The organism is Paenibacillus sp. yr247 (assembly GCF_900103825.1).
Taxonomy (GTDB): domain Bacteria; phylum Bacillota; class Bacilli; order Paenibacillales; family NBRC-103111; genus Paenibacillus_E.
In genome coordinates this window covers 355,664-381,587 of record NZ_FNIF01000001.1, presented here as the reverse complement: position 1 = coordinate 381,587, position 25,924 = coordinate 355,664, and the positions used below count along the sequence as shown (strand labels likewise).

Sequence of the window (25,924 nt, the reverse complement as noted above, 5' to 3'; positions counted from 1 at the left end):
TCATGCTTGTCTGTACGGTCACATATATTGGTTGAAAATGAGTAGCAAGCTCGCGAAGGAGATCCGCAGCAATGATAAATGCCATCGTCCTGCCTGTGTTGACAGGCTTAGCTTTATTTCTATTTGGTATGAAGCTTATGGAAACAGCGCTTCAAACGTGGGCTGGCCCCCGCCTCCAGCTGTGGCTGGAACGGTTTACCCGTACGCCGGTTCGCGGTCTCGCCACCGGCACTGTACTAACGGCGGCGCTCCAGAGCAGCACCGCTATTACCGTGATTGCCATCGGCCTTGTAGGCGCCGGCGTACTGACCTTTCCGAGAACACTCGGCGTCATTCTCGGCACAAACATCGGCACGTGCCTGACCACCGAGCTGATCGGGCTCAGCCTTGGAGGCATCGGCGTGCCGATCCTGCTCGCTAGCGCCAGCGTTTGGCTGGCGAGCTGGCTTGCCGGGCCTTTGCCGTCATCAGTGGCGCAAGGCCTCGTTCTAGACCCTCAGCCAGGCGGCCGCAGCTGGCTGCGCAGCGTCCGCTACGGCTCGCTCGCGGCCAGCGGCTTCTCTCTCGTGCTGCTCGGCATCGAGATCATGCAAACCATCGGGCCGGCGCTGCAGTCCCGCGGTCTCTTCGCCTGGTTTGTCCAGGAGGCGCAGCAGAGCCTGCTGTGGGGTATCATCGCAGGCGCTGCGGTGACCGCTCTTGTACACAGCAGCGCAGCCGTCATCGCGATGGCCATGGGCCTCGCAGCCATACAGGGCATTCCCGTCGAGCTAGGCGTAGCGATTACAATTGGTGCCAATGTTGGCACCTGTGTAACTGCCCTTATCGCCGGCATGAGCAGTTCCCGCGCCGGTCGATACGTCGCCTGGTCGCATATCCTCCTCAATATCGGAGGTGCGATTCTATTTTACCCCTTCATCCATCAGCTCGTCAGCCTTTCAGCCTTTTTCGCCAACAATGCATCTGAGCAGATTGCCCGTTCCCAGACGATATTCAATGTCGTCTGCTCGGTACTGGCCTTGCCGCTTTGTTATCTTAATACGTGGAAGCGTCTTGAGTTCCGTTCACAATAGCAACGCCTGAGCTGGTGCCTAATCTTGTCGCCCCTGCTTCAATCATCGCCAAAGCGGTTTGCAAGTCTCTAACACCGCCTGATGCTTTTACACCAATCGTATCGGATACGTTTTGACGCATTAAGCGAACATCTTCCACTGTAGCCCCACCAGGCCCAAAGCCAGTTGATGTTTTCACAAAGTGAGCTCCAGCTTCTTCCGAAAGTCGGCAAGCTGCGGCTTTTTGCTCATCATTCAAAAAGCCTGTTTCCATTATCACTTTAACGATGGCTTTCCCTTTTACAGCATCAACAACTTGTTTGATGTCAGAGCGAACAGCGTCATATTGCCCTTCTAGCAATAAACCGATCGGCAGCACCGTGTCAATTTCAGCCGCACCCTGTTCGACAGCTTTAGCCGCTTCAAATGCTTTCACCTCGCTCAAGCTTGCGCCGAGCGGGAAACCTACAACCGCGGCAACTTTTACGTCTGTACCTTCCAATGCTTTGCTGGCTGTTCCAACAAATTGCGAATTCACGCAAACACTAAAAAAGTGATGCTGAGCCGCTTCTTTACACAATTTGTGGATCGCAGCCGTGCTCGCATCAGCTTTTAATAACGTATGATCAATATATTTGGCAATTTCTTTCGCGCTCAATGTACTCATTTGATGCACCTCATCATTATTTTATTTTATAAGCCTTAATTTTTGTAACCCTGCAATGAAAAACCTCTATCGTAGTCATTCACGGATGAGCGACCACGCTTAGAGGTAAGTTTATCGCCGAAAGAAAGTTTCTACAAATTTACGACATTAGCTGTTTCTAAAGCACGTACCAACTGTCCCTTGCTTTCATTTACGCCAGCTTCTGTTACGTTAACGCGGCACACTTGGCCGATCATGTCTTCGGAGCCTTGGAAAACAAGCTGCACATAGTTATCTGAGTAACCCATGTACAATCCGCTGTCAGGAGCGCCTTTGTAGGCACGTTCCGGAATGACTTCAAGGACTTCACCTACAAATTTTTGCGCATAAGCTAGCTGCATTTTCTCGGAAAGATCAATCAGCTCATGAACGCGGGCATTTTTGATTTCCTCATCAACTTGATCTTCCATCCGCGCAGCAGGTGTGCCTGTCCGTTTGGAATAAGGAAATACGTGCATCTCAGAGAACTTCATTTGTTCCATAAACTTGTAGCCGTCACGGAACATTTCCTCTGTTTCACCTGGGAAACCAACAATGACGTCAGTCGTAATCGCGACATCCGGCATAATTTCATGAAGACGCTCGATTTTGCGAGCAAATTCAGCCGTTGTATATTTTCTACGCATACGAGCTAGCACTTGATCGTTACCCGCTTGCAATGGGATATGCAAATGACGGCACATTTTATCCGAGGATCTAAGAACTTCAATGACTTCATCTGTAATTTGGCTGGCTTCGATCGAGGAGATACGAATCCGTTTCAAACCTTCGACTTTATCCAGATCCCATAGCAGCTTCGCCAAGCTGTAATCCTCAATATCTTCACCATAACCGCCTGTATGAATACCCGTTAGGACGATTTCCTGATAACCGGCAGCCACAAGCTGCTCCGCTTGCGCAATCACGCTTTGCGGCTCACGGCTGCGCATCAGACCGCGTGACCAAGGAATAATACAAAATGTGCAGAAGTTATTGCAGCCTTCTTGAATTTTGAGAAACGCCCTAGTCCGATCGGCGAAATCAGGCACGTCCAGTTCCTCGAACTGACGTGTTTTCATGATGTTGCGCACGGCATTAATCGGCTGACGATCCTGTTCAAATTGTTTCACAAGAGGAATAATTTTTTCCCGATCCTGTGTCCCGATCACCATATCCACACCTGGAATAGCCATAATTTCCGCTGGTGATGTCTGTGCGTAACAGCCCGTTACAGCAACAATGGCTTCCGGATTACGACGAATCGCCCTGCGAATCATTTGACGGCTCTTCTTATCTCCTGTGTTCGTAACCGTACATGTATTCACGACATAAACATCTGCTGTCTGCTCGAAATCGACCTGCTCGTAACCCTCATTTTTGAATAGCTGCCAAATGGCCTCTGTGTCATAGAAATTTACTTTACAACCTAATGTATGAAACGCTACCGTTGCCATAACGCTTATCCTCCCATCTCTCCGGTTTCATAGAAAATACACGTAAGTCCTACCATTGCAGCAGTTTCCGTGCGTAAAATTCGTGCACCCAGCGATACAGAACGAAATCCCGCCTCTTCAGCCTGCGTAATTTCCTGCTCCGTAAAACCACCTTCAGGGCCAACAGCAATCAACACTTGTTTCCCTTGTCCCAGCTTACCTGCGGCTTGCGCTTCCTGAATCGCCGGCTTCAATTGCTGACCATCTTCCTTCTCATAACAAATCCAAGCAACATCCGCTTCCTTCGCACGCTGCAGCAGCTGCTTCCAGGAATAAACGGATTCAACTTGCGGCACACGATTCCGGTGAGCTTGTTCCGCCGCTTCCTTGGCGATCTTTTGCCAACGTTCAGTCCGTTTGGCTTCTTTCTTTGAATCGTACTGCACAATCGTTCGTTCGGATAAAAAAGGAAGAAACCGGGCTGCCCCGATCTCGGTCCCTTTCTGAATAACGGTTTCCATCTTGTCGCCTTTGGGCAAGCTCTGCGCAATCCACACCTGAACAGCCGATTCAGCATTCATAGGCAGTTCTTTCACAATTTCCGCGGTCACATGCCCTTTATCCAGTTCAGAAATGCGAACGAGCACTTCACGGTCTACACCGTTGCTGCAAATAATCTTGTCTCCAATGTCTGCTCGCATGACTCGTATAAGATGGTGCGCGTCGTCTCCCTCTATGGTAACTGTATGTGTAGCTTCGTGAAACTGCTCAGGCGGGAGAAAATAACGCTGCATGGTCAAAGCCTCTCTATCTTCGTTCATTTCGATGTTTGGTGAAACTTCCACTCCCCATCATACCTTTTTTGAAATAGAAAATCTACAAGGGGATGATCTTGGTATTTACATTCCTAATATCCAAGCTATCGGCGTTGAAAATAGGCGTATGATGTCGTTGCCCAAGCTTAAATAAGGATCTAACGTTACTTGACGCAGTGGTTTAACGAACACAACAAGCAGGAAAACAACCGATGCCCATTGTTCAAACTTTTGCAACGATTCCGTGTATCTTAAATCCACTAAATCTTGAATAATTCGATAACCATCAAGCGGCGGGATCGGAATTAAGTTGAACAGGAACAAGGTTAGATTCGTAGTTATCATTAACTTCAAAAAGATGAGGACTGCGCTAGCGCTCCCTTTCGACATCCCTTCTAACCAACCGTATTTCTGGAATAAGGCAAATACAAATAAACTTATAAAGGCAAGAATCAAGTTACTTAACGGTCCCGCCGCAGTTACGATAATCCCCATCAAACGAGGACTTTTGAAATTTCCGCGATTCACAGGTACTGGCTTCGCCCAACCAAAACCAGCAATCAACAGCATGATCGTACCGAAAAGATCCAGATGGACCATTGGGTTTAAGGAAACTCTTCCGAACTGATAAGCCGTAGAATCTCCTAATTTATAAGCACTATACGCATGCGCAAATTCATGAATCGTAAAAGAAAGAACGAGGACTAGAATAACAAACGGCAATGTACTCCAGTCATAAAACAATAATCCTCCCATGTTTGGACACCTACAACTTTCTAGCTACAATCACAACCCAATTCGAGTCATAGTTTTTCTCTACGATCGTGAATTTAGCTGCAATTAGTGCTTTTTCAACATCTGCTTCTTTACTTGTAATAATCCCCGAAGTTACGTAATATCCGCCATGCTGTAAGACTTCATAAACGTCATTTACGAAAAGAACAATGACTTCGGCCAAAATATTCGCAACAACCAACTGTACAGGAATTGTCACACCAAGCTGCGCAGCGCCTTCCGTTTCACTTTCTTTCAATACACCGAGTAAATCACTAAGTTTAACGGTAATCTTATCTTCGAGTTGGTTCTGTTTTGTATTATCTAGGGCACTCGTTACGGCTACAGGATCCAAATCGACTGCTAGCACATGCTTCGCACCAAGCTTTGCAGCAGCAATGGACAGAATGCCGGAACCGGTTCCTACATCAATAACATCATCCCCAGGCTGCAGCACCTTCTCCAGCGTTTTCAAACAAAGAGATGTTGTAGCATGCGTACCTGTACCAAACGCCATTCCCGGATCAAGCTCCAAGATCAATTCATCCGGCGAAGCCGTGTATTCTTCCCATGTCGGCTTAATCGTTAAGCGATCGGACACTCGAATTGGTTTAAAATACTGCTTCCAGGCATGCGCCCAATCCTCATCGTCTACTTCTTTCAATTCGAATATAGGGTTTCCTGTATCTATATCGAACTCGCTTAGCTGCTCAACCGACGCCTTCAGATCGGCCATAATTGGCTCCATATCTGTACCATGATAGAAGTAACCTTTAATTACAGCTCTTCCTTCCGGGATATCGTTAAACGGCGTTTCGTACAATTGACCAAACGAGGTGTCCCGTTCTTTGTTTAATGTTCCTGATTCTTCAATGGAAACGCCCCCGGCGCCCAGTTCATGAACAAAATTCGTAATCATTTCTATTGCTTCTTCTGTCGTATGTACAGTTAATTCTTGCCAAAGCATCGGTATTGCTCCTCCTGTCGGTTTTCACCTTCGCTAAACGGGCCCTAATGGGCTATTTTCACATTGATCATTGTACTACACTTCGCTTCTTGGGTAAAATGGCACAAACAAAAAGCATCTGTTTATACAGGCCTTAGCCTGTATAAACAGATGCTTTGTTTTAACTTACATGGAGCCGCCGGCACTTTGTATAACACGGACCGCCTGCTCATATACAGCTTCGTCGATGACAGCAGCCAGTACAATGTCGACTCCTGTTACACCGCCACCGCCACCATCACTTAAACCGCTTGCCGCTGGGTCAGCTGCAATCAGGATCCCTTCATCCGGCGTCGACACATCCGCGGCCTGGGTTAACTTACCCAAGCTGCCGAAATCCCCCGCATAGGGATTCATCACTGATTGCAATCCACTGCCCGCATATCGGCCGAACCGATCAACCTGCACATCAATAGCACGCAGCGCCTTTAGCTTGGAAGCTGCTCCCTCGGCTTGCTCCGGAGAATGAAAATAAGCCAGAATACCTTTCTCCGCCATTACTGTTCTTCCTGTCTGTAATCCGCCGCTTGCGCTCTCTCAGCTGCTTCGAAATCATTCTCGTCTGCGATTTCTGCCGCAAATTCTACATCCTCGTTTTTTACCACAGGTAATTGACGCTGCTCTTGTTGATTCTTTTTCTGACTCATCATTTGTACCTCCTAAAAACTGTCGTATAACTTCCCAGTTTTTATTGTGCCAAAATGAGTTTATTTTATGCTTCAGTAAACCTATGACTATTCCTTGATTTTCTCAAACGAAGCATCGTATAAACGAAACATTGTTTTATAACCCGATTCATCAAGCTTTACCCCTACATCGAGTTTACCTGTAAGGAGAAGTGGGCCCGATGTGTAACGCAGTTTCACATTATCTGGAACAAAGACGATCATGATCTTATTCCAGTAGGTCTCATCCCCATTATCAAATGGACATTCCGCTCCAGGTTTAGGTATTAACAGAAACCAATGTTTATCAAAGGAAAGTACTTCGCCCATAAAACCTTTAATTTGTACGGTTTTCCCACTCATATCCCAAAATTTACTTGAAGGTTTATCCTGCTTGTCATCGTCAAAAAACTGTGTCCAATTAATCTCATTCGACAAAGTCGGTTGCTTTGGTTCAATCGTAGTGCTTGCTGCAGATTTGCCAGTCTTCGCTTCGTTTGTTTCGGTAGAAGAAGGACTTGTCACGATTTTAGGTTGTACAGAAGCCTTAGGCGTCTCACCCGCTGTCATTTGCTTATCAGGAACAACTTCTGGCTTAACTGTCTCTGCCAGGGCCGATGGTGTCGGAGATGAGGGTGGAGATTGAGCATCAAGGCTAGCAGATGGACTCAGATGTTGCTCTGAAGGAGATACAGCAGCACTCGGAGAAGGGAGCACAGATGAATCAACCGATATCACTGCACTACCGAATGATTGGCCGGCCTTTTCTGTATTCTTCTGACCGCATCCTGCAGCAATAACTAGTATTGCTAACATGCTCATCCACACAATAGATTGTTTTTTTTTCATGATATATTCACCTCAAGACCTAAATAATTGCAGTGGGTCAACGCGATACGCTTGCAAAGCTGGTCCTACAGATGCCATTACACCAATTAGCAAGGTTCCGACAACGAGAAGCCATTCACCCGGCATTAGATTCCAAGATTGAATTTGCAGTCCTGAATATTCAAACACGGCTTCACGGCTTATAAAGCCACCGACATGACCAATCAATAATCCGGCTAATAGCCCAATAAAAGTCAGGAGAACCCCTTCTCCAATCAGAGATACCCAGATGAAACGTTTGGATTTCCCAATTAGACGTAGAAGACCGACATCTTTTTTGCGCTCATTCACAGCCGCAATCAGGGATAGCAGAATTGAACCAGCAGCTAGCAATATGCAAATAACCGTAACAACACTTAGTGCCTGCGTTCCTTTATCTACAACATTCACGACATCTGCTACCGCTTTACTTGTATAGATCGCCTGAACATTGCTTATTTGTCCGTACTTCGTTTTAATCGACTGAGCACCCAACAGTGACTTTGGTTTGACCAAAATCGTTGTAACTTCCTTATGATCCCCTTGCTGACTCTCGTGAACAGCCCATGCATAATCAAGTGTTGTAAATACAGCTCGATCATCTGAAGTCATCAGAGGCGGTAAAATACCTACAACCGTGTAGGTGAAACTATGATGGTGATCATGTTCCTCCGCTCCATCTCCATCGTCATCAGTACCTTTGACCAATCCATGAGCCCCTTGAAATTTGTCTCCAACATGAAGCCCCAACGTGCTTGCCACATGTGAACCGACGACTGTATCACCCAGCTTATCGTATAATTTTCCATTGGCCATCTGTTTATCTGCACCATAGCGAGTAACGAAATACCCGGGTTCCATCCCTACAATCGGAAAGCCATTATAATTATCTCCCGTTGTCATGGCATAAGCCGTGTCTACAAGTTCATCCTTTCGCACATCATCCAATAATGTGTAAGGGATATTGCCTGTAGGTGCCCCAATATGATAGTACGTATTCAGCGCAAGTTGAGTAGCACTCCCCTTCGCACCGATCGTCACTTCAAAGGGGCCATATCCTTTCTCGGCACCCTGCTCCACACCCTGACTGCAAAGCAATAGAAATACAACAAGAGCTACAGTTATAGCAACAGAGAAAATGGTAAGGAGAGAAAGCGTTTTACGATGCAAAATATTGCTCCAAAGCAATGAGACTAGTTTCATACTGCTTCTCTCCTATATAAGTCATTCAAATCCTGAATATGCACTCGTTTGGGGAACTTATCTGCTAGATGCAGATCATGTGTAACTGTTAGCAAAGTTAATTGCTCATCTCCACAGATCTCAAGCAGCAGCGACATAATATCCCCCGCTGTCTCCCAATCCAAGCTTCCTGTCGGCTCATCGGCTAATATGAGCTGTGGCTTTGCGATTAATGCTCGGACAATCGCCGCCCGCTGCTGCTGCCCGCGAGATAATTGTGAGGGCAGATGGTGCTGACGATCCTTCAATCCGACTCGATCAAACCAATAGTCTAACTGCTCAGCGGCTTCCTTTTTCGTCCATTCTCGTGGAACAATCAATTCCACATTTTGTTTAGCCGTCAGAGATGAAATTAAATGAAAATCCTGAAAAATATAACCTACATTATCCGCTCTATAACGGTCTCGTTTACTTTCTGATAATTGATGTAAAGCCTGACCATCCACCCATATTTCCCCATGATCCGGTGTCATCACACCGCTAAGCAGGTGCAGTAAAGTACTCTTTCCGCTTCCGCTTGGACCAATAAGCGCTAATCTCTCACCTTTCTGAACCTGCCATTCGGCAACTTCTAAAATAGGCAAGCTTTTGCCTTGTATCGTAAAAGACTTAGAAATTCCCCGCAAATCAATCATGGTAACACTCCTTATTCAGATGACCTTAAATAGGAAAAGAGGACAAGAGGAATGTGCCCCCTGTCCAATCTTTTTTCCTCAAAACTAGTTTTTCACAATACGCTCATTGAGGGAATCCCACGTCAAGCTTTTTCCTGTCAATTTTTTGAATGCTTCCAGCGGCAGATACAGTTTGCCGTTATCAACATTTCCAACCAGAGTGCTTGCTGCGCCATTCTCAGTAATTGCGCCTGTTTCAACGAGAACAGTTAATTTTTGGCTGTCTTTAATCAGTGTAACCGTTCTGGAAACTTCATCCCAAGTTACTTTGATATCCAAGGATTCAGCCAAAGATCTCGCTGTAAATAATGTTTTACTATCACGAGTAACTTTGAAAAGTGGGTATAAATATTTATCCTGCAGATCTTTCGTAGCTGCTGTTAGATCAGCACCAATAACTTTTGCACCGCTTTTAGCAATATCCGTGTTATCAATATCGCCTTTTACAAGTTCAGCAATTGGTCCGTAAGCCCATACACCTACATCAACGCCTGTGTGACCATGTCCCGTCCAACCTACAGCAAGACGTTTGGAAACGACTGCGTTGTAACCGCCAGCACGACCATAAGATGACCCGTCACCTTTGAGGATCAATTGAACTTCTTCATCAGATAAATCGGTGAAACCAATGTTGTCAGTTACGATTTTGCGAATATCGTCAGCCGTTTGCGCATTTTTCAAAATACCGTCTAAAACTTCGTAGGAACGTTTTTCTTTGTTAAACAGATCCACATTCAATTCATACACGTTGTCTCTAGCGAGTGACAAACCGCCTGTTTCATGGTCTGCCGTTACAACAACGGATGTATTGCCGTCTTTTTTCGCGAAATCCACTAATGTTTTGAACGTGGCATCCAATTCCAGCGTCTCCTGAATGTTTGCTGGAAGGTCATTCGCATGTCCAGCGTGGTCGATACGACCGCCTTCTACCATCAGGACGAAACCATTTTTATTTTGGGATAAAATATCGAGTGCTTTTTGCGTCATTTGTGGTAAGTTAGGTGTTTTATAATCACGATCAAGCACATAAGGAATTTCGTTATGAGCAAAAAGTCCGAGAGCATTACCGGCAGTTGCCGGAATTGCATCTAACCCAGCCTTATCATAAGCTGTTTTATAGCCTTTCGCTTCAAAATCAGGAATGATGTTTTTGTCCGTTCGCTTACCTTTCTCATCCTTCGTAATGAAGTTTGTTTTACCACCACCAAAGAATACGTTCACGCCGCTACTTAGATATTGGGAAGCAATGGCATTTTGATTGCCGCGTTGACGAACGTGGGAAGCCCACACAGCCGGTGTTGCCCCAACAATACTATCTGTTGTTACTAGACCAGTTGCTTTACCTTGTTTAATAGCTGCTTCTACAACTGAACCGAATGGCTTCGCAACGTCACCGTTCGATACGCTGATTGCGTTGTTATACGTTTTATTTCCTGTAGAGAATGCTGTCCCCGCTGCCGCTGAGTCTGTCACTGCTCCGGATTCAGATGTGTAAGGACCTGCTTGGGAGTATGTTGTTGCTTTACCAACATAGTAGCCGCCATCAAGTTCAAGACGGTCTTTATTTAGAAACTTTTTGGAGAAATAACGCGCTGCTGTTACTTCAGCAGGGCCCATGCCATCGCCAATAAGGACAATCAAGTTTTTGGATGGCGCCGCTGGAGTAGAAGCTGTTGTTTCAGCAGCCGATGCCACTCCGGCTAAACTAAAAGCCAATAATGAAACTGCCAAACCGGAACCCATGATTTGTTTTAAGCTTTTTTTCAATTGTATTCCCTCCAAAATTAGTATTTCACCTTTACTAGCATACGGCTCAAAGATTAAGAGGGGGTACATAAAAAATTTACTCCGTGTAAAATATTCCTGTTTATGTTAAGGCGATGTCAACATTTCTCTTATAAGTAAAAACACCCATAGGAAGCAATTCGCAGACTATCATCTGTGAATCGCTTCCTATGGGGTGTCGTTTTCAATTAACTATACCTTAATCGCCTAAGAAGGCTCTTTTCATACGTTCGAAAATGGATTGGTTCTGCTCGTGCGTATGCTCCCCGCTTTGTTTACCAAATTGGCGGAGCAAATCCTTTTGCTCTTCGCTTAGATTCGTTGGCGTCATCACGATAACTTTCACGTGTTGGTCCCCTTGGCCGAAGCCGCGGAGGTGAGGAACCCCTTTACCTTTTAAACGGAAATAGGTATCAGTCTGAGTACCAGCCGGAATTTTGAGTTTAACCTTCTCTGTCAGCGTAGGGATCTCGATCTCATCACCTAGAGCTGCCTGCATGAATGTTAAAGGCACTTCGCAGTAGACATCATTGCCTTCACGTTCGAAGAATTCATGTGTCTTCACACGAATTACCACATAGAGATCGCCTGCTGGGCCTCCGCGAGTTCCGCCTTCTCCTTCGCCAGATACACGAAGTTGTGCTCCATCATCAACTCCAGCTGGAATCTTGATGTGAATGGTACGCTGCTTTTTGACTTTGCCAGCGCCATGACACGTTCCGCATTTTTCTTTGATGATTTTTCCTTGACCATTACATGTGGAACAGACACGACGGTTGACAATACGTCCAAACGCTGTGTTCTGCACAACTTCCTGCTGTCCGCTGCCATGACACGTTCCGCAAGTTTCCGGTTTCGTACCTGGCTTAGCGCCGCTGCCGCTGCACGTATCACAATTCTCAGTTCGAGGAATATGAATATCGGTTTCTTTCCCGAAAATCGCTTCCTTGAACTCAATGGTCATCGTATACTGCAAATCGTTCCCGCGCTGCGGAGCATTCGGGTTTCGCCTGTTTCCACCGCCGCCACCGCCGAAGAACATATCAAAAATATCGCCAAAGCCGCCGCTGAAGTCTTGGCCGCCCATACCCTGATTAGGATCAACGTGACCAAAACGGTCATATTGGGCTTTTTTCTGATCATCGCTCAAAACATCATAAGCGTCTTTCGCTTCTTTGAATTTATCTTCTGCATCAGCGGCTTTGTTCACGTCAGGGTGATACTGACGCGCCAATTTACGATAAGCCTTCTTGATATCTTCTTGCGAAGCATCTTTGCCTAGCCCAAGCACCTCATAATAATCACGTTTACTCATTGTTCCACTCCCATGTTCAAGACTACAAACGGAAAGTCAAAGACACGGAGAAACTCCAATTGGCTTTGACTCATACGTTTTTATTTAAATATGTGTTTAAAAAGTCGGCTTTTTAAACTTCATCTCTATAGGATATGTTTATTTTTTTTGTTCGTCAACAACTTCATAGTCCGCGTCTACAACATTTTCTCTGCCTTTAGGGGCTTCGCCAGCACCAGCAGCGCCTTCAGCACCTTGTGCTTGAGCAGCTTGCTCATACAGCTTCACAGACAGTTGTTGGATGACTTCTGTTAACTCTTCTGTTGCTTTTTTAATCGCTTCGAGTTCGTTGCCTGCTAGAGCAGCAGTTACTTTCTCTTTCGCAGCATTCGCTTTATCGATCTCGCCTTGGTCTACTTTGTCACCAAGATCTTTGATTGTTTTGTCAACGGAATATACAAGCTGGTCCGCTTCGTTGCGAGCTTCTACAAGCTCTTTACGAATACGGTCTTCCTCGGCATGAGCTTCCGCATCCTTCACCATTTGTTCAACTTCTGCATCGCTTAAACCGCTGGAAGAAGTGATAGTGATTTTTTGGCTTTTTCCAGTCCCTTTGTCAAGTGCAGACACGTTAACGATACCATTCGCATCGATGTCAAAGCTAACTTCGATTTGCGGAACGCCACGAGGAGCCGGAGGAATATCACCAAGCATGAAACGACCTAGTGTTTTGTTACCGCTAGCCATGGAGCGCTCCCCTTGAAGCACGTGAATCTCTACGCTAGTTTGGTTATCTGCATAAGTGGAGTACACTTGTGATTTCGTTGTAGGAATTGTTGTATTGCGGTCGATCATTTTTGTGAACACGCCGCCTGCTGTTTCGATACCAAGGGAAAGAGGTGTTACGTCAAGAAGAACAACGTCTTTCACTTCACCTGTCAGTACGCCTGCTTGAACAGCCGCGCCGAGTGCAACAACTTCATCCGGGTTAACGCCTTTATGAGGCTCTTTACCAGTCAATTTTTTGATCGCATCAACAACGGCAGGAATACGTGTGGATCCACCGACAAGAACAACTTTATCGATTTGGCTAGTGGATAAACCGGAATCCTGAAGTGCTTGACGAGTTGGTCCAAGCGTTCTTTCAACAAGATGAGCAGTAAGCTCTTCGAACTTCGCACGCGTCAAGTTTAACTCTAAATGCTGAGGAACGCCATCAGCTACCGTGATAAATGGCAGGGAAACAGTTGTTGTCAGAACGCCGGAAAGCTCTTTTTTCGCTTTTTCAGCTGCATCTTTCAAACGTTGTACCGCTGCTTTATCTTTGCTCAGGTCAATGCCTTGTTCTTTTTTGAATTCAGCTACGAGGTAATCGATAATCACTTGGTCAAAGTCATCGCCGCCAAGCTTGTTGTCCCCGCTTGTCGCTTTAACTTCAAAGAAACCATCGCCTAATTCAAGGATGGATACGTCAAATGTACCGCCACCAAGGTCATATACAAGAATCGTTTGATCTTCTGTTTTTTCCAAACCATAAGCAAGGGCTGCAGCTGTTGGCTCATTGACAATTCGCAAAACTTCAAGACCAGCGATTTTACCAGCATCTTTCGTAGCTTGACGTTGGCTGTCATTGAAATAAGCAGGAACTGTAATAACTGCTTGTGTGACTGTTTGCCCTAGGTAAGCTTCTGCGTCAGCTTTCAGCTTTTGTAGGATAATAGCAGAAATTTCTTGTGGCGTATAATCTTTGCCATCGATGTGCTCTTTGTGGTTTGTACCAATATGACGCTTGATGGAGCTAATCGTTTTATCTGGGTTCGTAATCGCTTGACGCTTTGCTGTTTCACCAACAACGCGCTCGCCATCTTTCTTGAAACCAACGACAGAAGGGGTTGTACGATTACCTTCCGGGTTAGGAATAACGACGGCTTCTCCGCCTTCCATTACGGCAACGCAAGAATTTGTTGTACCTAAGTCAATACCAATTACTTTACTCATGTAAAGCTGCCTCCTTTTGCTCCTATGGAACATATTAGTTTATTTGAATTTTAGAATGATAAGATTCCTTACACGCTAACTTTAACCATTGCTGGTCGGATGACTTTATCCTTGAGAATATACCCTTTTTGCAGTTCTTCTACCACGATACCTTCTTCGTGTTCTTCGGATTCAACCTGCATAACCGCTTGATGGAATTCTGGATTAAATGGCTGACCAACGGATTCGATCGGTTTAAGCCCTTCTGCTGTTAGCAGTTGATCCATTCCGCGGTACGTCATATCCAAGCCTTTCACCAATGCTTCGAAATCCTTCGTCTCTTTGCTTGATGACAGCGCGCGATCGAAGTTATCTACTATCGGTAAAAGCTGCTCAATCAATTTAAGCGAAGCGTATTTCGCGAAATCTTCCTTCTCCGCTCTAGCGCGGCGGCGGAAGTTGTCGAAGTCCGCTTGAACGCGTAATAAACGCTGATAGTTTTCTTCTGCTTGCATACGCGCCGTTTCCAATTCGCTAAGCTCTTTCGCTTCCTCGGAAACTTCCGCTTGCTGAGCCACTTCTTCTTGCTGTTCAGCGGCCTGCTCGCTTTCGGCTGCGTATGTAGTGTTCACGTCTTGCTCGGCTGTTTTGTTATCTCCAGTACTCAATTGTCCTTCACCTCCTAAACATAATACAACATGATCTCTCTAACGTTAGTTTACCCAGCTTTAGACCTCTTCAAAAGGCTGCTTCATCTTGATAACCGTATGAATACGCAGTACAGCAGCAGCAACTTCTCCAGCCGCCTGCAGCGCGTGAATTTTCACATCAGCTGGATCGACAATGCCTGCTTGGACGAAGTCAGTCACTTGCCCTGTATCGCAATCAATGCCGAGGCTATCGGTTTCCAGCGCAATCTGCGCGGCTTTCAGCTCTTCGACCTTCTCGAGCGGATTGTAACCCGCGTTGACGACAATCTGGGCCAGCGGCTTACGCAGTGCACCCGCAACTGCGGCTACACCGAAGCCTTCCATGCCCTTCATCGTCTCGCGCACACGCTCGAGATCATGGGCAACCGCCATCTCAACGGCGCCGCCTCCGGGCAAGTATCCGCCGCGCACGGCGGCTTGAACGGCTGAAGCGGCGTCCTTCGCAATGCGCGAGCGCTCGTGCGCCGCTTCACGCGTTGCCGCGCCAACGATCACGGTCACATGCTGTTCGCCGTGACCGCCCGCCACGCGAACACGCTCAAGCCGCTCGTCGTACGCGGCATAACCCGCGTGCCCGAGCGCGGCGCCGAGCTCCGGCGCGCTCTTGCGCAGCGCCGTGCGCCGCACCGGCCTAGCGCCGGTGTGCTCGCTTAGCAGCTGCAGGTCCCTGCGGGAGAGCCGCTGCAGCACGAGAATGCCATGGTCGGAGCAGAATTGCTCCGCCTCAGGGTCAACCCCTCGGTCTGATGCGATCAGACCGACACCAAGCTCCAGCAGCAAGCCGAGGCTGCTGCGGAACTGCTCCCGCAGCTGCATGTATCGCTGGAAGCCTGCCTCGGTAACCAGCGATTCCTCGCTGACCGCCTCAGGTTCCAGTGCATCATGCAGCACGAGGATTCGGGCATCTCGCAGTTCCTGCTCAAGATGCAGGTTCATCGGCTTCTGGTTCAGCAGAATGCCGGTCCACACTTCACTGCTCGCCTCTTCATGGGCGATCACACTGTCCGCGAAGCGATAGCCGTCTTCGCGCAGCTTCGCCTCGCCGACCGCTTCGGCAGCTTGAACAATGAGCTTAGCGATGTCCGCCTGCTCCCTACCTGCAGTGATAGCAATGCGCTTCAGCGCGCTATCTCCTAATCCCACAATCGCGCGGCTTCGGCGTCCCAAGCTTGTTACCGCCAGCTCGATGCCTTGCAGCATGCCGCTGACGACTTTCGCGACTGGTACGCCGCGCGTCACCTGCGCAACGCCTTCTTGCACTAGCGCTCCAGCGAGTACTGTCGCTGTCGTTGTCCCGTCGCCGATTTGCCGCTGTTGGCTGCGTGCGACCTGAATCATCAACCTCGCCGCGGGATGGGTGACGTCCATTTTTTCCAAAATCGTCACACCATCATTCGTGATAATAACGTCACCCTGCCCGCCTACAAGCATGGTGTCGAGTCCCTTAGGACCAAGCGTCCCCTCAACCGCAGAACAAATCGCTCTTACGGCTGCAGCATTATTGACAAGCGTAGAGTAGCGCTCCTCGCCCTCGCTATGCACTGGCTTGATCCCGCTCATTTGCCATACCATCGTCCAAGTACGACTTCTAGGTGTTTAGACAAATGTTCCATTAAATTAATGACCCTGCCGTACTCCATACGCGTAGGCCCCAAAATCCCAATCGTACCAAGGGGCTTGCCGCCGATCGAATACGAGGCCGTTATTAAGCTGCAATTATTGATAGCTTCAATACTATTTTCAGCACCAATTTTGATCTCAATGCCTTCATTTGACGGTGTAAACAATTTAATGAGGGTTGGTGCTTCTTCCAATAGGTCAAAAATGCTCTTAACCTTCTCAACGTCTTTGAACTCTGGTTGGGTCAACATATTCGTCATACCGCTTAGAAATACGCGATCCTTCTCATTGCTTTGAAGCACGCTTTCCACAACCGAAAGAAGCTCTTGATAGCCATTCACATATTTGCTTAACTCGTTCGAGATTTCGTTATAAAGCCTAGATTTAAACTGAATCAGCGGCACATTCTTCAGCCTTGCATTCAGAATGTTGACGACCTTTTCAATTTCAGACATCGGTATGCCTTCAGGAATGGAAACGGTTTTGTTCTCCACATGCCCTGTATTCATAACGATGATCGCGACGGCTGTTGTTTCTGTGAGCGGTATGATCTGCAAGTGTTTCAACGTTGTGCTGAAAACCTCAGGTCCAAGCACGATCGATGTATAATTCGTGAGACTGGAGAGCATCCCCGCAACATGCTGGATCACACCTTCCATCTCTTGAATACGTTCGGCAAAAGCACCCTTCATCGAATCCAAATCGTTATTATGCAAGGTACCATGCTGGAGCAAGTGATCAACATAATAGCGATAACCTTTGTGCGAGGGTATACGGCCTGCGGACGTATGGGGCTGCTCCAGATAACCCATCTCTTCGAGATCGGACATTTCGTTACGGATCGTTGCCGGACTAAACCCAACATTGCCCCGTTTCGAAATACTTCGCGAACCAATCGGCTCTGCTGAACGAACATAATCATCAATGATCGCACTTAAAATCATGCGCTGCCGTTCTGTCAACATAGCGTACCCCTCCTCTTCACAAATCACTATTTTCACTTTCGTTAGCACTCGTATTTAGTGAGTGCTAAATCCTAATACAAAAATAACAGACCCTAAGGTCTGTTGTCAAGTCAATCCAAGCGTTTAAGTACGGCGATTTCATCGCAGCAATACTGTTTTTTACAATGCATACAATCTCTCCAAACCTTCTCCGGGAAAATCTCTTTCGGCACTAGTGTAAAGCCGTTCTTTTGAAAAAAAGCAACTTCATATGTGAGCGCCATTACTTTAATAATTCCTTGGCTCCTTGCCTCTTCAACCAAGAAATCAACAAGCTTACCGCCGATTCCTTGACCTTTATAGCCTTGGGTCATTCCTAGTGAGCGAATCTCAACCAGATCAGGCCCAAGTCGTGTTAGGGAGCCGCAGCCAATGAGCAAACCATCGAATTCAGCAACAATGAAGGTATCGATCTGTTCCTCAAGCATCTCTCTGCTGCGCGGCAGCATAATTCCCTGCTCGGCATAGCCTTGAATAATATCATAAAGCTTCGCAATATCACTTATAGAAGCTTTTCTAACGGACACTGTAGTTGATGAATTCACTGTCATCCCACCAATCGCAACAAAAATGCATAAAACCCACACTAGCGCCTCGTGCTTTAGCGCCGTTTCGCTTGTGAATTCATGAATAAATATACAACAAACCGTATATTTGCACAAGGTTTTTTTGCACTAAAATGAGTCTCCATGGGGACACTAACCTAGGATAAGAAGGATGCAAAGACTTCGTTGCCAAGCAGTATGCCTTGTTTGGATAATCGATACCCATCCGTCGTTTGTTCAAGCAGCTGTTTCTGCAGCCACCGCTTCAAGGTTTCCCCGAATTGTGATTCAATGGTGATTCCGAATTGATCTATAAAATCCGCATTCCGGACGCCTTCCAATAGCCGTAAGCCAACCATCATAAAGTCTTCCATTGCTTCCTGCCGAGTTACCTCAAATTGCTCCATGATCGGTAAACCTACCTTTGCAGCATCGATATAAGGCTGAATTCCCTTTATATTGACATGACGCTGCTTATTCATGTAGCCATGAGCTCCTGCACCGAGTCCATAGTAGGAACGGTTGCGCCAGTACATGGAGTTGTGTCTGCTCTCTCGACCCGGTTTAGCGAAGTTGCTGATTTCATATTGTTTATAACCCGCAGCTTCCAACCTCTTCATGATGAGCTCATACATATCGACTTCTTCATCTTCACTTGGAAGCGGCAGCTGATTTTTGTTAAATAACGTGTGAAACAATGTATTCTCTTCTACTTTTAAACTATAGATAGAATAATGCTGAAGATCCAGAGATAATGCCTCATCCAAAGTCGCCTGCATAATATCAACGGTTTGTTTGGGAAGCCCGAACATTAAATCAATCGATAGGTTATCAAATCCTAGCTTTTTGGCATTCTCAATACTTCTATGCACATCATCTGTATTATGAATACGTCCAATCGCCGCAAGTAAATCATTATTGAACGATTGAACTCCGAAACTAATCCGGTTAACGCCGCCTTCTTTCATGACAGCCAGCTTGTGTTCATCCGTCGTCCCTGGGTTTGCTTCCATTGAGAACTCGACTTCGGCACTATCCGCAGGGAAATACGTTCGAACCATTCGCAGAAACCGCTCCATCTGATCTGGAAGCAGTACGGTCGGGGTTCCCCCGCCTACGAAAATCGTTTCCACCTTGGCAGGTGGATTATTTCTTACAGTAAGCTCCATTTCGCGCTCTAGCGCATCCAAATACTCCATTACTGGCTGGCCTTTGAGCACATAAGAATTAAAATCGCAATAATGGCATTTGTTTGTGCAAAACGGGATATGAATATAGACAGCTGTTGGAGCCGTATAGGTAACTAACATAGGGGTATTTCCTTTCTACCTGAGAAAAAGCCAAGGGGCAGAGTACTCTGCCACCCCAGCTTCTCATTCATTACATCTCTATTCGTCAATCTTGAGTACGGCCATGAACGCTTCTTGCGGCACCTCTACGCTGCCGACTTGCTTCATACGTTTCTTACCTTCTTTTTGCTTATCCAGCAATTTACGCTTCCTGGAAATGTCACCGCCGTAACATTTGGCAAGAACGTTCTTACGCATCGCTTTAACCGTCTCACGAGCAACGATCTTTTGTCCAATCGCTGCTTGAATCGGCACTTCAAACATTTGCCGCGGGATTAGCTCTTTCAGCTTATCACAAATGATTTTGCCGCGATGATAAGCAGTATCACGATGAACGATGAAGGAGAGCGCATCCACTTGCTCTGCATTCAGAAGAATGTCCATTTTCACGAGATTCGATTTCTTATATCCAGAAACTTCATAATCGAATGACGCGTAGCCCTTTGTTCTCGATTTCAACATGTCGAAGAAATCATATACGATCTCGGATAACGGAATCTCATATGTTAATGTCACACGATTGGTATCCAAGTATTCCATGTTCATGTATTCGCCGCGTTTGCCTTGGCACAGTTCCATAATCGTTCCTACATAATCATTCGGAACAATAACCGATGCTTTGACATAAGGTTCTTCAACGAAATCAATTCGCTGTGGATCTGGGTAGTTCGATGGATTATCGATGTCTATGACATCGCCATTCGTTAATGTGATGCGATAAATCACGCTTGGCGCCGTCGTAATCAGTGGAATATTGAACTCACGTTCAATCCGTTCCTGAATAATTTCCATGTGAAGCAGTCCCAAGAATCCACAACGGAAGCCAAAGCCTAATGCTGTCGATGTTTCCGGTTCGAAACGGAGCGAAGCATCATTGAGTTCTAGCTTTTGCAAAGCTTCACGCAGATCATTGTAATCTGTTGTTTCAATCGGGTATAGTCCGCAGAATACCATCGGGTTGATACGGCGATAGCCTGGCAGCGCTTCAGGTGCTGGTCGATCCGCTTCAGTAACAGTGTCTCCGACTCGTGTATCTCCTACATTCTTGATACCGGCTACAACGAATCCTACATCTCCAACTTCGAGTGAAGGAACTGCCGACATTCTAGGCTTGAAAGCTCCTACTTCAATAACTTCAAACGTCTTATTCGTTGCCATCATTTTAATTTTGGAGCCTGCCTTGATCGAGCCATCCATGACCCGTACATAAACGATAACACCTTTGTAGCTATCGTAATGAGAGTCGAAAATCAACGCTTTAAGCGGGTTATCCGGGTTACCTTGCGGAGCCGGCACTTTCTGACATATCTGCTCTATGATCTCTTTAATTCCAATGCCGGCCTTTGCAGAAGCATGAACAGCCTCACTGGCATCTAGTCCGATCACGTCCTCGATTTCCTGTTTCACTTTGTCCGGGTCGGCACTTGGTAAATCGATTTTATTGATAACAGGTAAAATTTCTAAATTATTTTCCAATGCCAGATACACGTTAGCAAGCGTTTGCGCTTCGATACCTTGTGCCGCGTCTACAACCAGCAGAGCGCCTTCACAAGCGGCAAGGCTTCGGGATACCTCATATGTAAAGTCTACATGTCCCGGTGTATCAATTAAATTGAGGATATAATCTACGCCGTCATCAGCTCGGTAATCCAATCTAACTGCCTGAAGCTTAATCGTAATCCCGCGTTCCCGCTCCAAATCCATCTGGTCCAGCACTTGCTCCTGCATCTCGCGCGATGACAATGCACCTGTATATTCCAGTATGCGGTCGGCAAGCGTTGACTTGCCATGATCGATATGAGCGATAATTGAAAAGTTGCGAATTCTTTGTTGTCTTTCTCGAATGTCCGTCATGCTAAAGACTAACCCCCACTACATGCAAATAATTTTCATTATAGCAGTTGTGAGAAGTTGCAGCAATGCACCCTTAACCTTTCCCTAAAACGGCATCGAACAGGGAGACGAACAACTTAATTCCATGATGCGAAGCAATCTGCAGAAGATCCCCTAATTTATTTCCTACATGATTCAATGAATTATCATGATCGGCAACGGGCTCTGCCTTTTTTTCTACCTCTGGTTTCGCGGCAGTCTTAGATTTCGTTGCCACGTCTCCTATGGGTGTTGGCGAAGGTGAAGCCTTAACCGCAGTCACCTTCCCAGGCGGTGTTTTTCCAGCTTCTTGTGCAGCTTTAGAGGAAGGCTGAGGACCTTGTATGCGTTCCATACCGCTTGACGCCAAGCTGACTCCGAATAAAATACAGAACAACAGCAGCAACCCAAACAAGGTCACTTTAATATAAAACTGCCTCAGCCTCATTTAAATTCCCTCCTAAAAGTTTTGCTTTAGTAAAACCGGCTTCGTAAGTATAAACTGAGTGTTTTCACAAAAATTCAGTTTAATCATAGCTTCTATGATTGTTTAGGGGTAGCAACCGGTGCATCGACTTTCTTCGCATTCAAAATAACTTCTGAAATGGCTTCCGCCAGCCAATCCGTAGTTCGGTAACATTCCTCGAGTGTATTGTAAGGACCGCCCACTTCAATCAATATATTATTAGGTGAAAAGTTCTGATTATATAAACCATTGCCTTCATTAGCTTCCTTCGCATGAATTCCTTTGGATATTCCCGGATGCTTCGCATCTAATACTTGATGAATCTTGTTTGCGAATTCCTCATTCTTTTTCCAATTCGGATTTTTACCACCAATAATGAAATACACTTGTGCGTAATCCTTGCCATCAATCGTTGCCGTCGTTTTATTGCGTGCAGCAGAATCCCTATGGATATCGAAGAAATACTGCAAATCCGGATGTGTGACAGCTGCTTCCTGCAGTGTTTTTAAAGAATACTTATAGGAGTATGGATATTCGAAATTTTTAACTGTGCTAGGGTAAACGGTCTGTGAATGTACGGCGCCAATGCCGTCCTTCTCTAGATTTTGCGCTAACCTATCACCGACAGAAATGACATTGACTTTATCGCTGTAAGCCTTGTCGGGATTCGTAACCCCATTAAGCTCTGGTAAGAATGATTCATTGCTATGGGTTTGGTAGATAAATGCCACATTATCCCCTGCGGTTTTGGGCGGCTGTCCTGTTGGGCTAGTTATTTGTGTTGGAGTGCCCACCGGAGTAGATACAGGCGTTGGTGATTGATGAGGATTCCTTGCCTCAGCTTCCAGATCATGGGGATTTGTTGGGCTGTAGTCAATAGGGTCGCTTGGATTCGTGGCACTCCCATTTACCAATACCGTCGTTTTATTCGCATCCATACCAGGCACTTCACTGGCAACAAGACTTCTGGGATCACTCGGATTAATGTCCGTCATGAACTGGAAGGCGAAATGAAACACATTGTGCTGAGAAAATGTAAATTTCGTCTGATCTTTATGTAGATGAGGCACTTCCATGCCAAGCATATCGATAAAAAATTGATTTGTAACGGTTGCGGCTAAGCTTTTCATGGATGATACAGGCGAGGTTGTCATGACTCTATTCTGCAGGAAACCACCTACACCAAGCAGAACAAAGAGAGCTAGGGTAGCTGTGCTGAGAATAAAAAATGTTTTTCCGACGGAACTTGCGCTCTGAAACGTTTTCCGAACATGGCTGAGATTCAGTGTAGCTGATGTCCATTTCATAGTTTGATTCCTCCTAATCTATCTTAATTCAATCTATGAAACGAGCCTCGTCGATAGAACCGAAACACTAGATTTTTTATGATAGAGAAACAGAGAAAACGCAAATAGAACCCCTTTAGGGGCCCTAAGTATGCAATATTGTAAGTATAGACAAAGGCTTTGCAAAGGATTTAATGCGTATAAGCCGCCACGTTCTCGACACTCACTGCATCATGTAAGGCCGCATTTAGGCCACTGGCAATAATATTGGCAATGTCTTCAATAAACTGGTCAATCTCTTTCGGAGTGACAAGCAGATCGTGTCCAACGGGGTTAAGCACCTCTTTGACAAGCAGTAACCTTTCTTCCTCCTGCATGTTATCAATAAGACCGAGGATCTGACCTGTGTTGTTTGTCTGTTCCCTGAAATGCTTATGCATTAAATCGAAAGCATAATTGACGATTGTTGAGGCATAAACAACAGTCGGAACACCTATAGCTATAACTGGAATGCCGAGGTTATCTTTCGTCAGCCCTTTTCGTTTATTACCGATGCCTGAACCGGGATGAATGCCCGTATCCGCGATTTGAATCGTCGTGTTAACCCGATCCAGCGATCTGGAAGCCAGTGCATCAATAGCAATAATGAAATCAGGTTTGGACTTGTCAACGATTCCCTGAACGATATCACTGCTTTCAATCCCTGTTGTTCCAAGCACCCCTGGGGATACAGCACTGACGGCTCGATAGCCTGGACTAACGTCCTCGGGAACTAATTCAAAGTAATGACGAGTTACCATTACGTTTTGTACAACTAAGGGGCCGAGCGCATCGGGTGTAACGTTAGAGTTGCCCAGACCGATAATGAGCGCTTTAGCATCTTTGGGTATGCCGATTTCACGCAAAAACTGCTCAAACTCTTGAGCTAATTTCGTGGCCACGCGGTCTTGCAATTGGCTATCTTTTTCCCGAAGAGCAGGTACTTCAATTGTTATATAATGACCGAGCATCTTACCAAGCGCCTTAGAGCCCTCTTCATTCATTACGTTGATCTTGGTGACCCGAATCCCGTTTTCGCGTTTCGACTCTTGTTCAATGCCAGGTATCGGTTGCCCCTGATTGGCTGCATGAGCCAAATCCCTTGCGTCTAGCGCAAGATCTGTATGTGTTGTAAAAGAGCCTAAGTCCATAGAAGTTCCCCTTTCTCAGGTGCATTGCATCCCTTATTGTGTGACGATTTTTTAACCCTTATACAAAAAAAGAAGACCACTGAAAACCTATTGACAGCTCTTGCATTTTCAATTGTTGCATGGTAGAATACTTAAAGTTGTCAGCAAACATACAAATGTAACGTTGAACGTGTTTTGTAAGTAGGAGGTGAATTTCATGCCAAACATTAAATCCGCTATTAAACGAGTAAAAGTTAGCGAAAAGCGCCGTCTTCGTAACGCTTCCCAAAAGTCCGCTTTGCGTACTGCTGTGAAAGCTTTCGAAACTGCTGCAAGCAATAATGTTGAATCTGCCAAAGATGCTCTGATTAACGCTTCTAAGAAATTAGACAAAGCAGCTTCTAAAGGTTTAATCCATAAAAATGCCGCTAACCGCAAGAAGTCCCGTCTAGCTAAAAAGCTGAACGCTCTTACGGCCCAAGCGTAATACAAGGACATAAAGCAAAAGTCCAGTTCTCTATACCAGAGAGCTGGACTTTTTTCCGTTCATTCACCCTAGGCAGCGAGCCTAAGAAGGAATAATTCTAAACCTAAAACTTTATCGATCTTCCCCGTTTTCATTTGGAAATCAAGATCAGCCAGCTGCGACATGATCGAACTCAGTTTCATGATATCGTATTTGCGCGATTGACCTTCTGCCACCTTCACCGCAAAAGGATGTAAACCGATCTGTGAAGCCATTTGCTGCTGGGAATAGCCTTGTTTACTGAGCTCTTTGACCTGCAGCATGATACGGAACTGTCTCGCGATGAGCGATGCGATTTTGATCGGCTCCTCGCGCTGTTTCAGCAGTTCCTCGAGAATAACAAAAGCCCGTTCCAGTCTTACATTCACAATGTCCTCTATAAGAATAAAGACATTCTGTTCCGTACTGCGCGCCACGAGTTGATCAATGACATCCACCGTTGCCTCAGCGCCGGTTCCTACATATAAAGAGATCTTCTCAATTTCCGCCGATAAGGATTGTAAATTGCCGCCAGTGTATAGAATCAATTGGTCTGCGGCTTCCCCTGTGAATGTAAAACCCAGCTGCTGCGCTTGTCTAGCCACCCATTGCTGCAGCTCTTCCGGGCTGAGTGAAAGGAAAGGAACGGCTGCTTCCAGGTCTTTTAACGCTTTAACAATCTTCTTGCGCTCGTCCAATTTATCTGCATCCACCGTAAACACTACGACGGTATGCTCTGCGGGAGACTTCAAATATTCGGTTAAACGATCCAAGTGATGCTCGATCTTCGTGCTTTCCTTTGCCCCAGTGAAAAATAGCGCATTCTTAGCAATGACAAGCTTTTTAGGAACCATAAAAGGAAGCGTCTCGGCATCTTCAAGCACACTGGAGAGACTGATTTCACTTAAATCAAACTTACTCACCGCAAACTCTTTGTGCTCGGGCTCAATTAGCAAATCGGTTAATACCTGAATGAATTCTCTCATTTTATATTTCTCAGGACCGTAGCATAAATAAACCGGAGCCGGGCGCCCTGCTTGTATATCTTTCAATGCTCTCTTTGCATCCATAGCTAGCGTTCACTCCTTGATTTCATTTTACCAACAACAAAGGGATTACGTCAAAGTCC

25 protein-coding genes are annotated in these 25,924 nt (G+C 46.1%); 2 read left to right on the top strand and 23 right to left on the bottom strand.

Annotated elements, in window-relative coordinates:
* Positions 1 to 71: 71 nt before the first annotated feature.
* Entirely contained in the window at positions 72 to 1,073 is a 1,002-nt protein-coding gene (locus BLT91_RS01720; RefSeq protein ID WP_090815952.1) for a Na/Pi cotransporter family protein, read from the top strand.
* On the opposite strand, the gene deoC is transcribed toward BLT91_RS01720, so the two are convergent.
* From deoC to gpr, 22 genes are all read right to left on the bottom strand, one after another.
* Positions 1,036 to 1,719, bottom strand: a complete 684-nt coding sequence (gene deoC / locus BLT91_RS01715; protein WP_090815950.1) for a deoxyribose-phosphate aldolase — start codon at positions 1,717 to 1,719, stop codon at positions 1,036 to 1,038. The genes BLT91_RS01720 and deoC overlap by 38 nt on opposite strands.
* Positions 1,720 to 1,850: 131 nt before the next feature.
* The gene (gene mtaB, locus BLT91_RS01710; protein WP_090815948.1) at positions 1,851 to 3,191 is read right to left on the bottom strand and encodes a tRNA (N(6)-L-threonylcarbamoyladenosine(37)-C(2))-methylthiotransferase MtaB; all 1,341 of its coding nucleotides are present in this window, start codon (positions 3,189 to 3,191) and stop codon (positions 1,851 to 1,853) included.
* A gap of 5 nt (positions 3,192 to 3,196) precedes the next feature.
* Complete coding sequence (locus tag BLT91_RS01705) at positions 3,197 to 3,964, bottom strand: 16S rRNA (uracil(1498)-N(3))-methyltransferase (protein ID WP_090815946.1); 768 nt, start codon at positions 3,962 to 3,964, stop codon at positions 3,197 to 3,199.
* Between the two features lie 105 nt (positions 3,965 to 4,069).
* The gene (locus BLT91_RS01700) at positions 4,070 to 4,741 is read right to left on the bottom strand and encodes a site-2 protease family protein (protein ID WP_090815944.1); all 672 of its coding nucleotides are present in this window, start codon (positions 4,739 to 4,741) and stop codon (positions 4,070 to 4,072) included.
* 10 nt (positions 4,742 to 4,751) lie between these two features.
* Positions 4,752 to 5,726: a 50S ribosomal protein L11 methyltransferase gene (prmA, locus tag BLT91_RS01695; protein ID WP_090815941.1), complete on the bottom strand. Its 975-nt coding sequence runs from the start codon at positions 5,724 to 5,726 to the stop codon at positions 4,752 to 4,754.
* 165 nt (positions 5,727 to 5,891) lie between these two features.
* Positions 5,892 to 6,263 (bottom strand): hypothetical protein, encoded by a 372-nt coding sequence (locus BLT91_RS01690; protein ID WP_090815939.1) that lies wholly within the window; start codon positions 6,261 to 6,263, stop codon positions 5,892 to 5,894.
* Positions 6,263 to 6,415, bottom strand: coding sequence for a YfhD family protein (locus BLT91_RS01685; RefSeq protein ID WP_368086757.1), 153 nt, complete (start codon positions 6,413 to 6,415; stop codon positions 6,263 to 6,265). Before BLT91_RS01685 ends, BLT91_RS01690 begins: the two co-directional genes overlap by 1 nt.
* 84 nt (positions 6,416 to 6,499) lie before the next feature.
* Positions 6,500 to 7,279, bottom strand: a complete 780-nt coding sequence (locus BLT91_RS01680) for a hypothetical protein (protein WP_090815935.1) — start codon at positions 7,277 to 7,279, stop codon at positions 6,500 to 6,502.
* 12 nt (positions 7,280 to 7,291) lie between these two features.
* A complete protein-coding gene (locus tag BLT91_RS01675) occupies positions 7,292 to 8,500 on the bottom strand; it encodes an ABC transporter permease (RefSeq protein ID WP_090815933.1) in 1,209 nt (402 codons plus the stop codon).
* Positions 8,497 to 9,174 carry an ABC transporter ATP-binding protein gene (locus tag BLT91_RS01670; protein ID WP_090815931.1) on the bottom strand — a complete coding sequence of 226 codons (678 nt, stop codon included), beginning with the start codon at positions 9,172 to 9,174 and terminating at the stop codon, positions 8,497 to 8,499. Before BLT91_RS01670 ends, BLT91_RS01675 begins: the two co-directional genes overlap by 4 nt.
* Before the next feature lie 84 nt (positions 9,175 to 9,258).
* Positions 9,259 to 10,980 (bottom strand): alkaline phosphatase, encoded by a 1,722-nt coding sequence (locus BLT91_RS01665; protein WP_368086756.1) that lies wholly within the window; start codon positions 10,978 to 10,980, stop codon positions 9,259 to 9,261.
* A gap of 217 nt (positions 10,981 to 11,197) precedes the next feature.
* Positions 11,198 to 12,313 (bottom strand): molecular chaperone DnaJ, encoded by a 1,116-nt coding sequence (gene dnaJ / locus BLT91_RS01660; protein WP_090815930.1) that lies wholly within the window; start codon positions 12,311 to 12,313, stop codon positions 11,198 to 11,200.
* A 138-nt stretch (positions 12,314 to 12,451) separates the two neighbouring features.
* Positions 12,452 to 14,290, bottom strand: coding sequence for a molecular chaperone DnaK (gene dnaK / locus BLT91_RS01655; RefSeq protein WP_090815927.1), 1,839 nt, complete (start codon positions 14,288 to 14,290; stop codon positions 12,452 to 12,454).
* A gap of 68 nt (positions 14,291 to 14,358) precedes the next feature.
* Positions 14,359 to 14,937, bottom strand: coding sequence for a nucleotide exchange factor GrpE (grpE, locus tag BLT91_RS01650; RefSeq protein WP_090815924.1), 579 nt, complete (start codon positions 14,935 to 14,937; stop codon positions 14,359 to 14,361).
* A gap of 60 nt (positions 14,938 to 14,997) precedes the next feature.
* Positions 14,998 to 16,539, bottom strand: coding sequence for a TCP-1/cpn60 chaperonin family protein (locus BLT91_RS01645; RefSeq protein WP_090817183.1), 1,542 nt, complete (start codon positions 16,537 to 16,539; stop codon positions 14,998 to 15,000).
* A complete protein-coding gene (gene hrcA / locus BLT91_RS01640) occupies positions 16,536 to 17,564 on the bottom strand; it encodes a heat-inducible transcriptional repressor HrcA (RefSeq protein ID WP_090815922.1) in 1,029 nt (342 codons plus the stop codon). The genes BLT91_RS01645 and hrcA overlap by 4 nt, the downstream gene beginning before the upstream one ends.
* Before the next feature lie 110 nt (positions 17,565 to 17,674).
* Positions 17,675 to 18,148 (bottom strand): N-acetyltransferase, encoded by a 474-nt coding sequence (locus tag BLT91_RS01635; protein WP_254776747.1) that lies wholly within the window; start codon positions 18,146 to 18,148, stop codon positions 17,675 to 17,677.
* A gap of 158 nt (positions 18,149 to 18,306) precedes the next feature.
* The gene (gene hemW, locus BLT91_RS01630; RefSeq protein WP_090815920.1) at positions 18,307 to 19,458 is read right to left on the bottom strand and encodes a radical SAM family heme chaperone HemW; all 1,152 of its coding nucleotides are present in this window, start codon (positions 19,456 to 19,458) and stop codon (positions 18,307 to 18,309) included.
* Positions 19,459 to 19,536: 78 nt separating this feature from the next.
* Entirely contained in the window at positions 19,537 to 21,351 is a 1,815-nt protein-coding gene (lepA, locus tag BLT91_RS01625) for a translation elongation factor 4 (protein WP_090815918.1), read from the bottom strand.
* Positions 21,352 to 21,424: 73 nt separating this feature from the next.
* The gene (locus BLT91_RS01620) at positions 21,425 to 21,817 is read right to left on the bottom strand and encodes a DUF3679 domain-containing protein (RefSeq protein WP_090815916.1); all 393 of its coding nucleotides are present in this window, start codon (positions 21,815 to 21,817) and stop codon (positions 21,425 to 21,427) included.
* 92 nt (positions 21,818 to 21,909) lie between these two features.
* Positions 21,910 to 23,142, bottom strand: coding sequence for a stage II sporulation protein P (gene spoIIP / locus BLT91_RS01615; RefSeq protein ID WP_090815913.1), 1,233 nt, complete (start codon positions 23,140 to 23,142; stop codon positions 21,910 to 21,912).
* Between the two features lie 170 nt (positions 23,143 to 23,312).
* Complete coding sequence (gene gpr, locus BLT91_RS01610; RefSeq protein ID WP_090815911.1) at positions 23,313 to 24,311, bottom strand: GPR endopeptidase; 999 nt, start codon at positions 24,309 to 24,311, stop codon at positions 23,313 to 23,315.
* Positions 24,312 to 24,507: 196 nt separating this feature from the next.
* Between gpr and rpsT the strand changes: the two genes are divergently transcribed.
* On the top strand, positions 24,508 to 24,777 hold the full coding sequence (rpsT, locus tag BLT91_RS01605) for a 30S ribosomal protein S20 (RefSeq protein ID WP_079411747.1): 270 nt from the start codon (positions 24,508 to 24,510) through the stop codon (positions 24,775 to 24,777).
* Positions 24,778 to 24,845: 68 nt separating this feature from the next.
* On the opposite strand, the gene holA is transcribed toward rpsT, so the two are convergent.
* Positions 24,846 to 25,865 carry a DNA polymerase III subunit delta gene (gene holA / locus BLT91_RS01600; RefSeq protein ID WP_090815909.1) on the bottom strand — a complete coding sequence of 340 codons (1,020 nt, stop codon included), beginning with the start codon at positions 25,863 to 25,865 and terminating at the stop codon, positions 24,846 to 24,848.
* Positions 25,866 to 25,924: the final 59 nt, after the last annotated feature.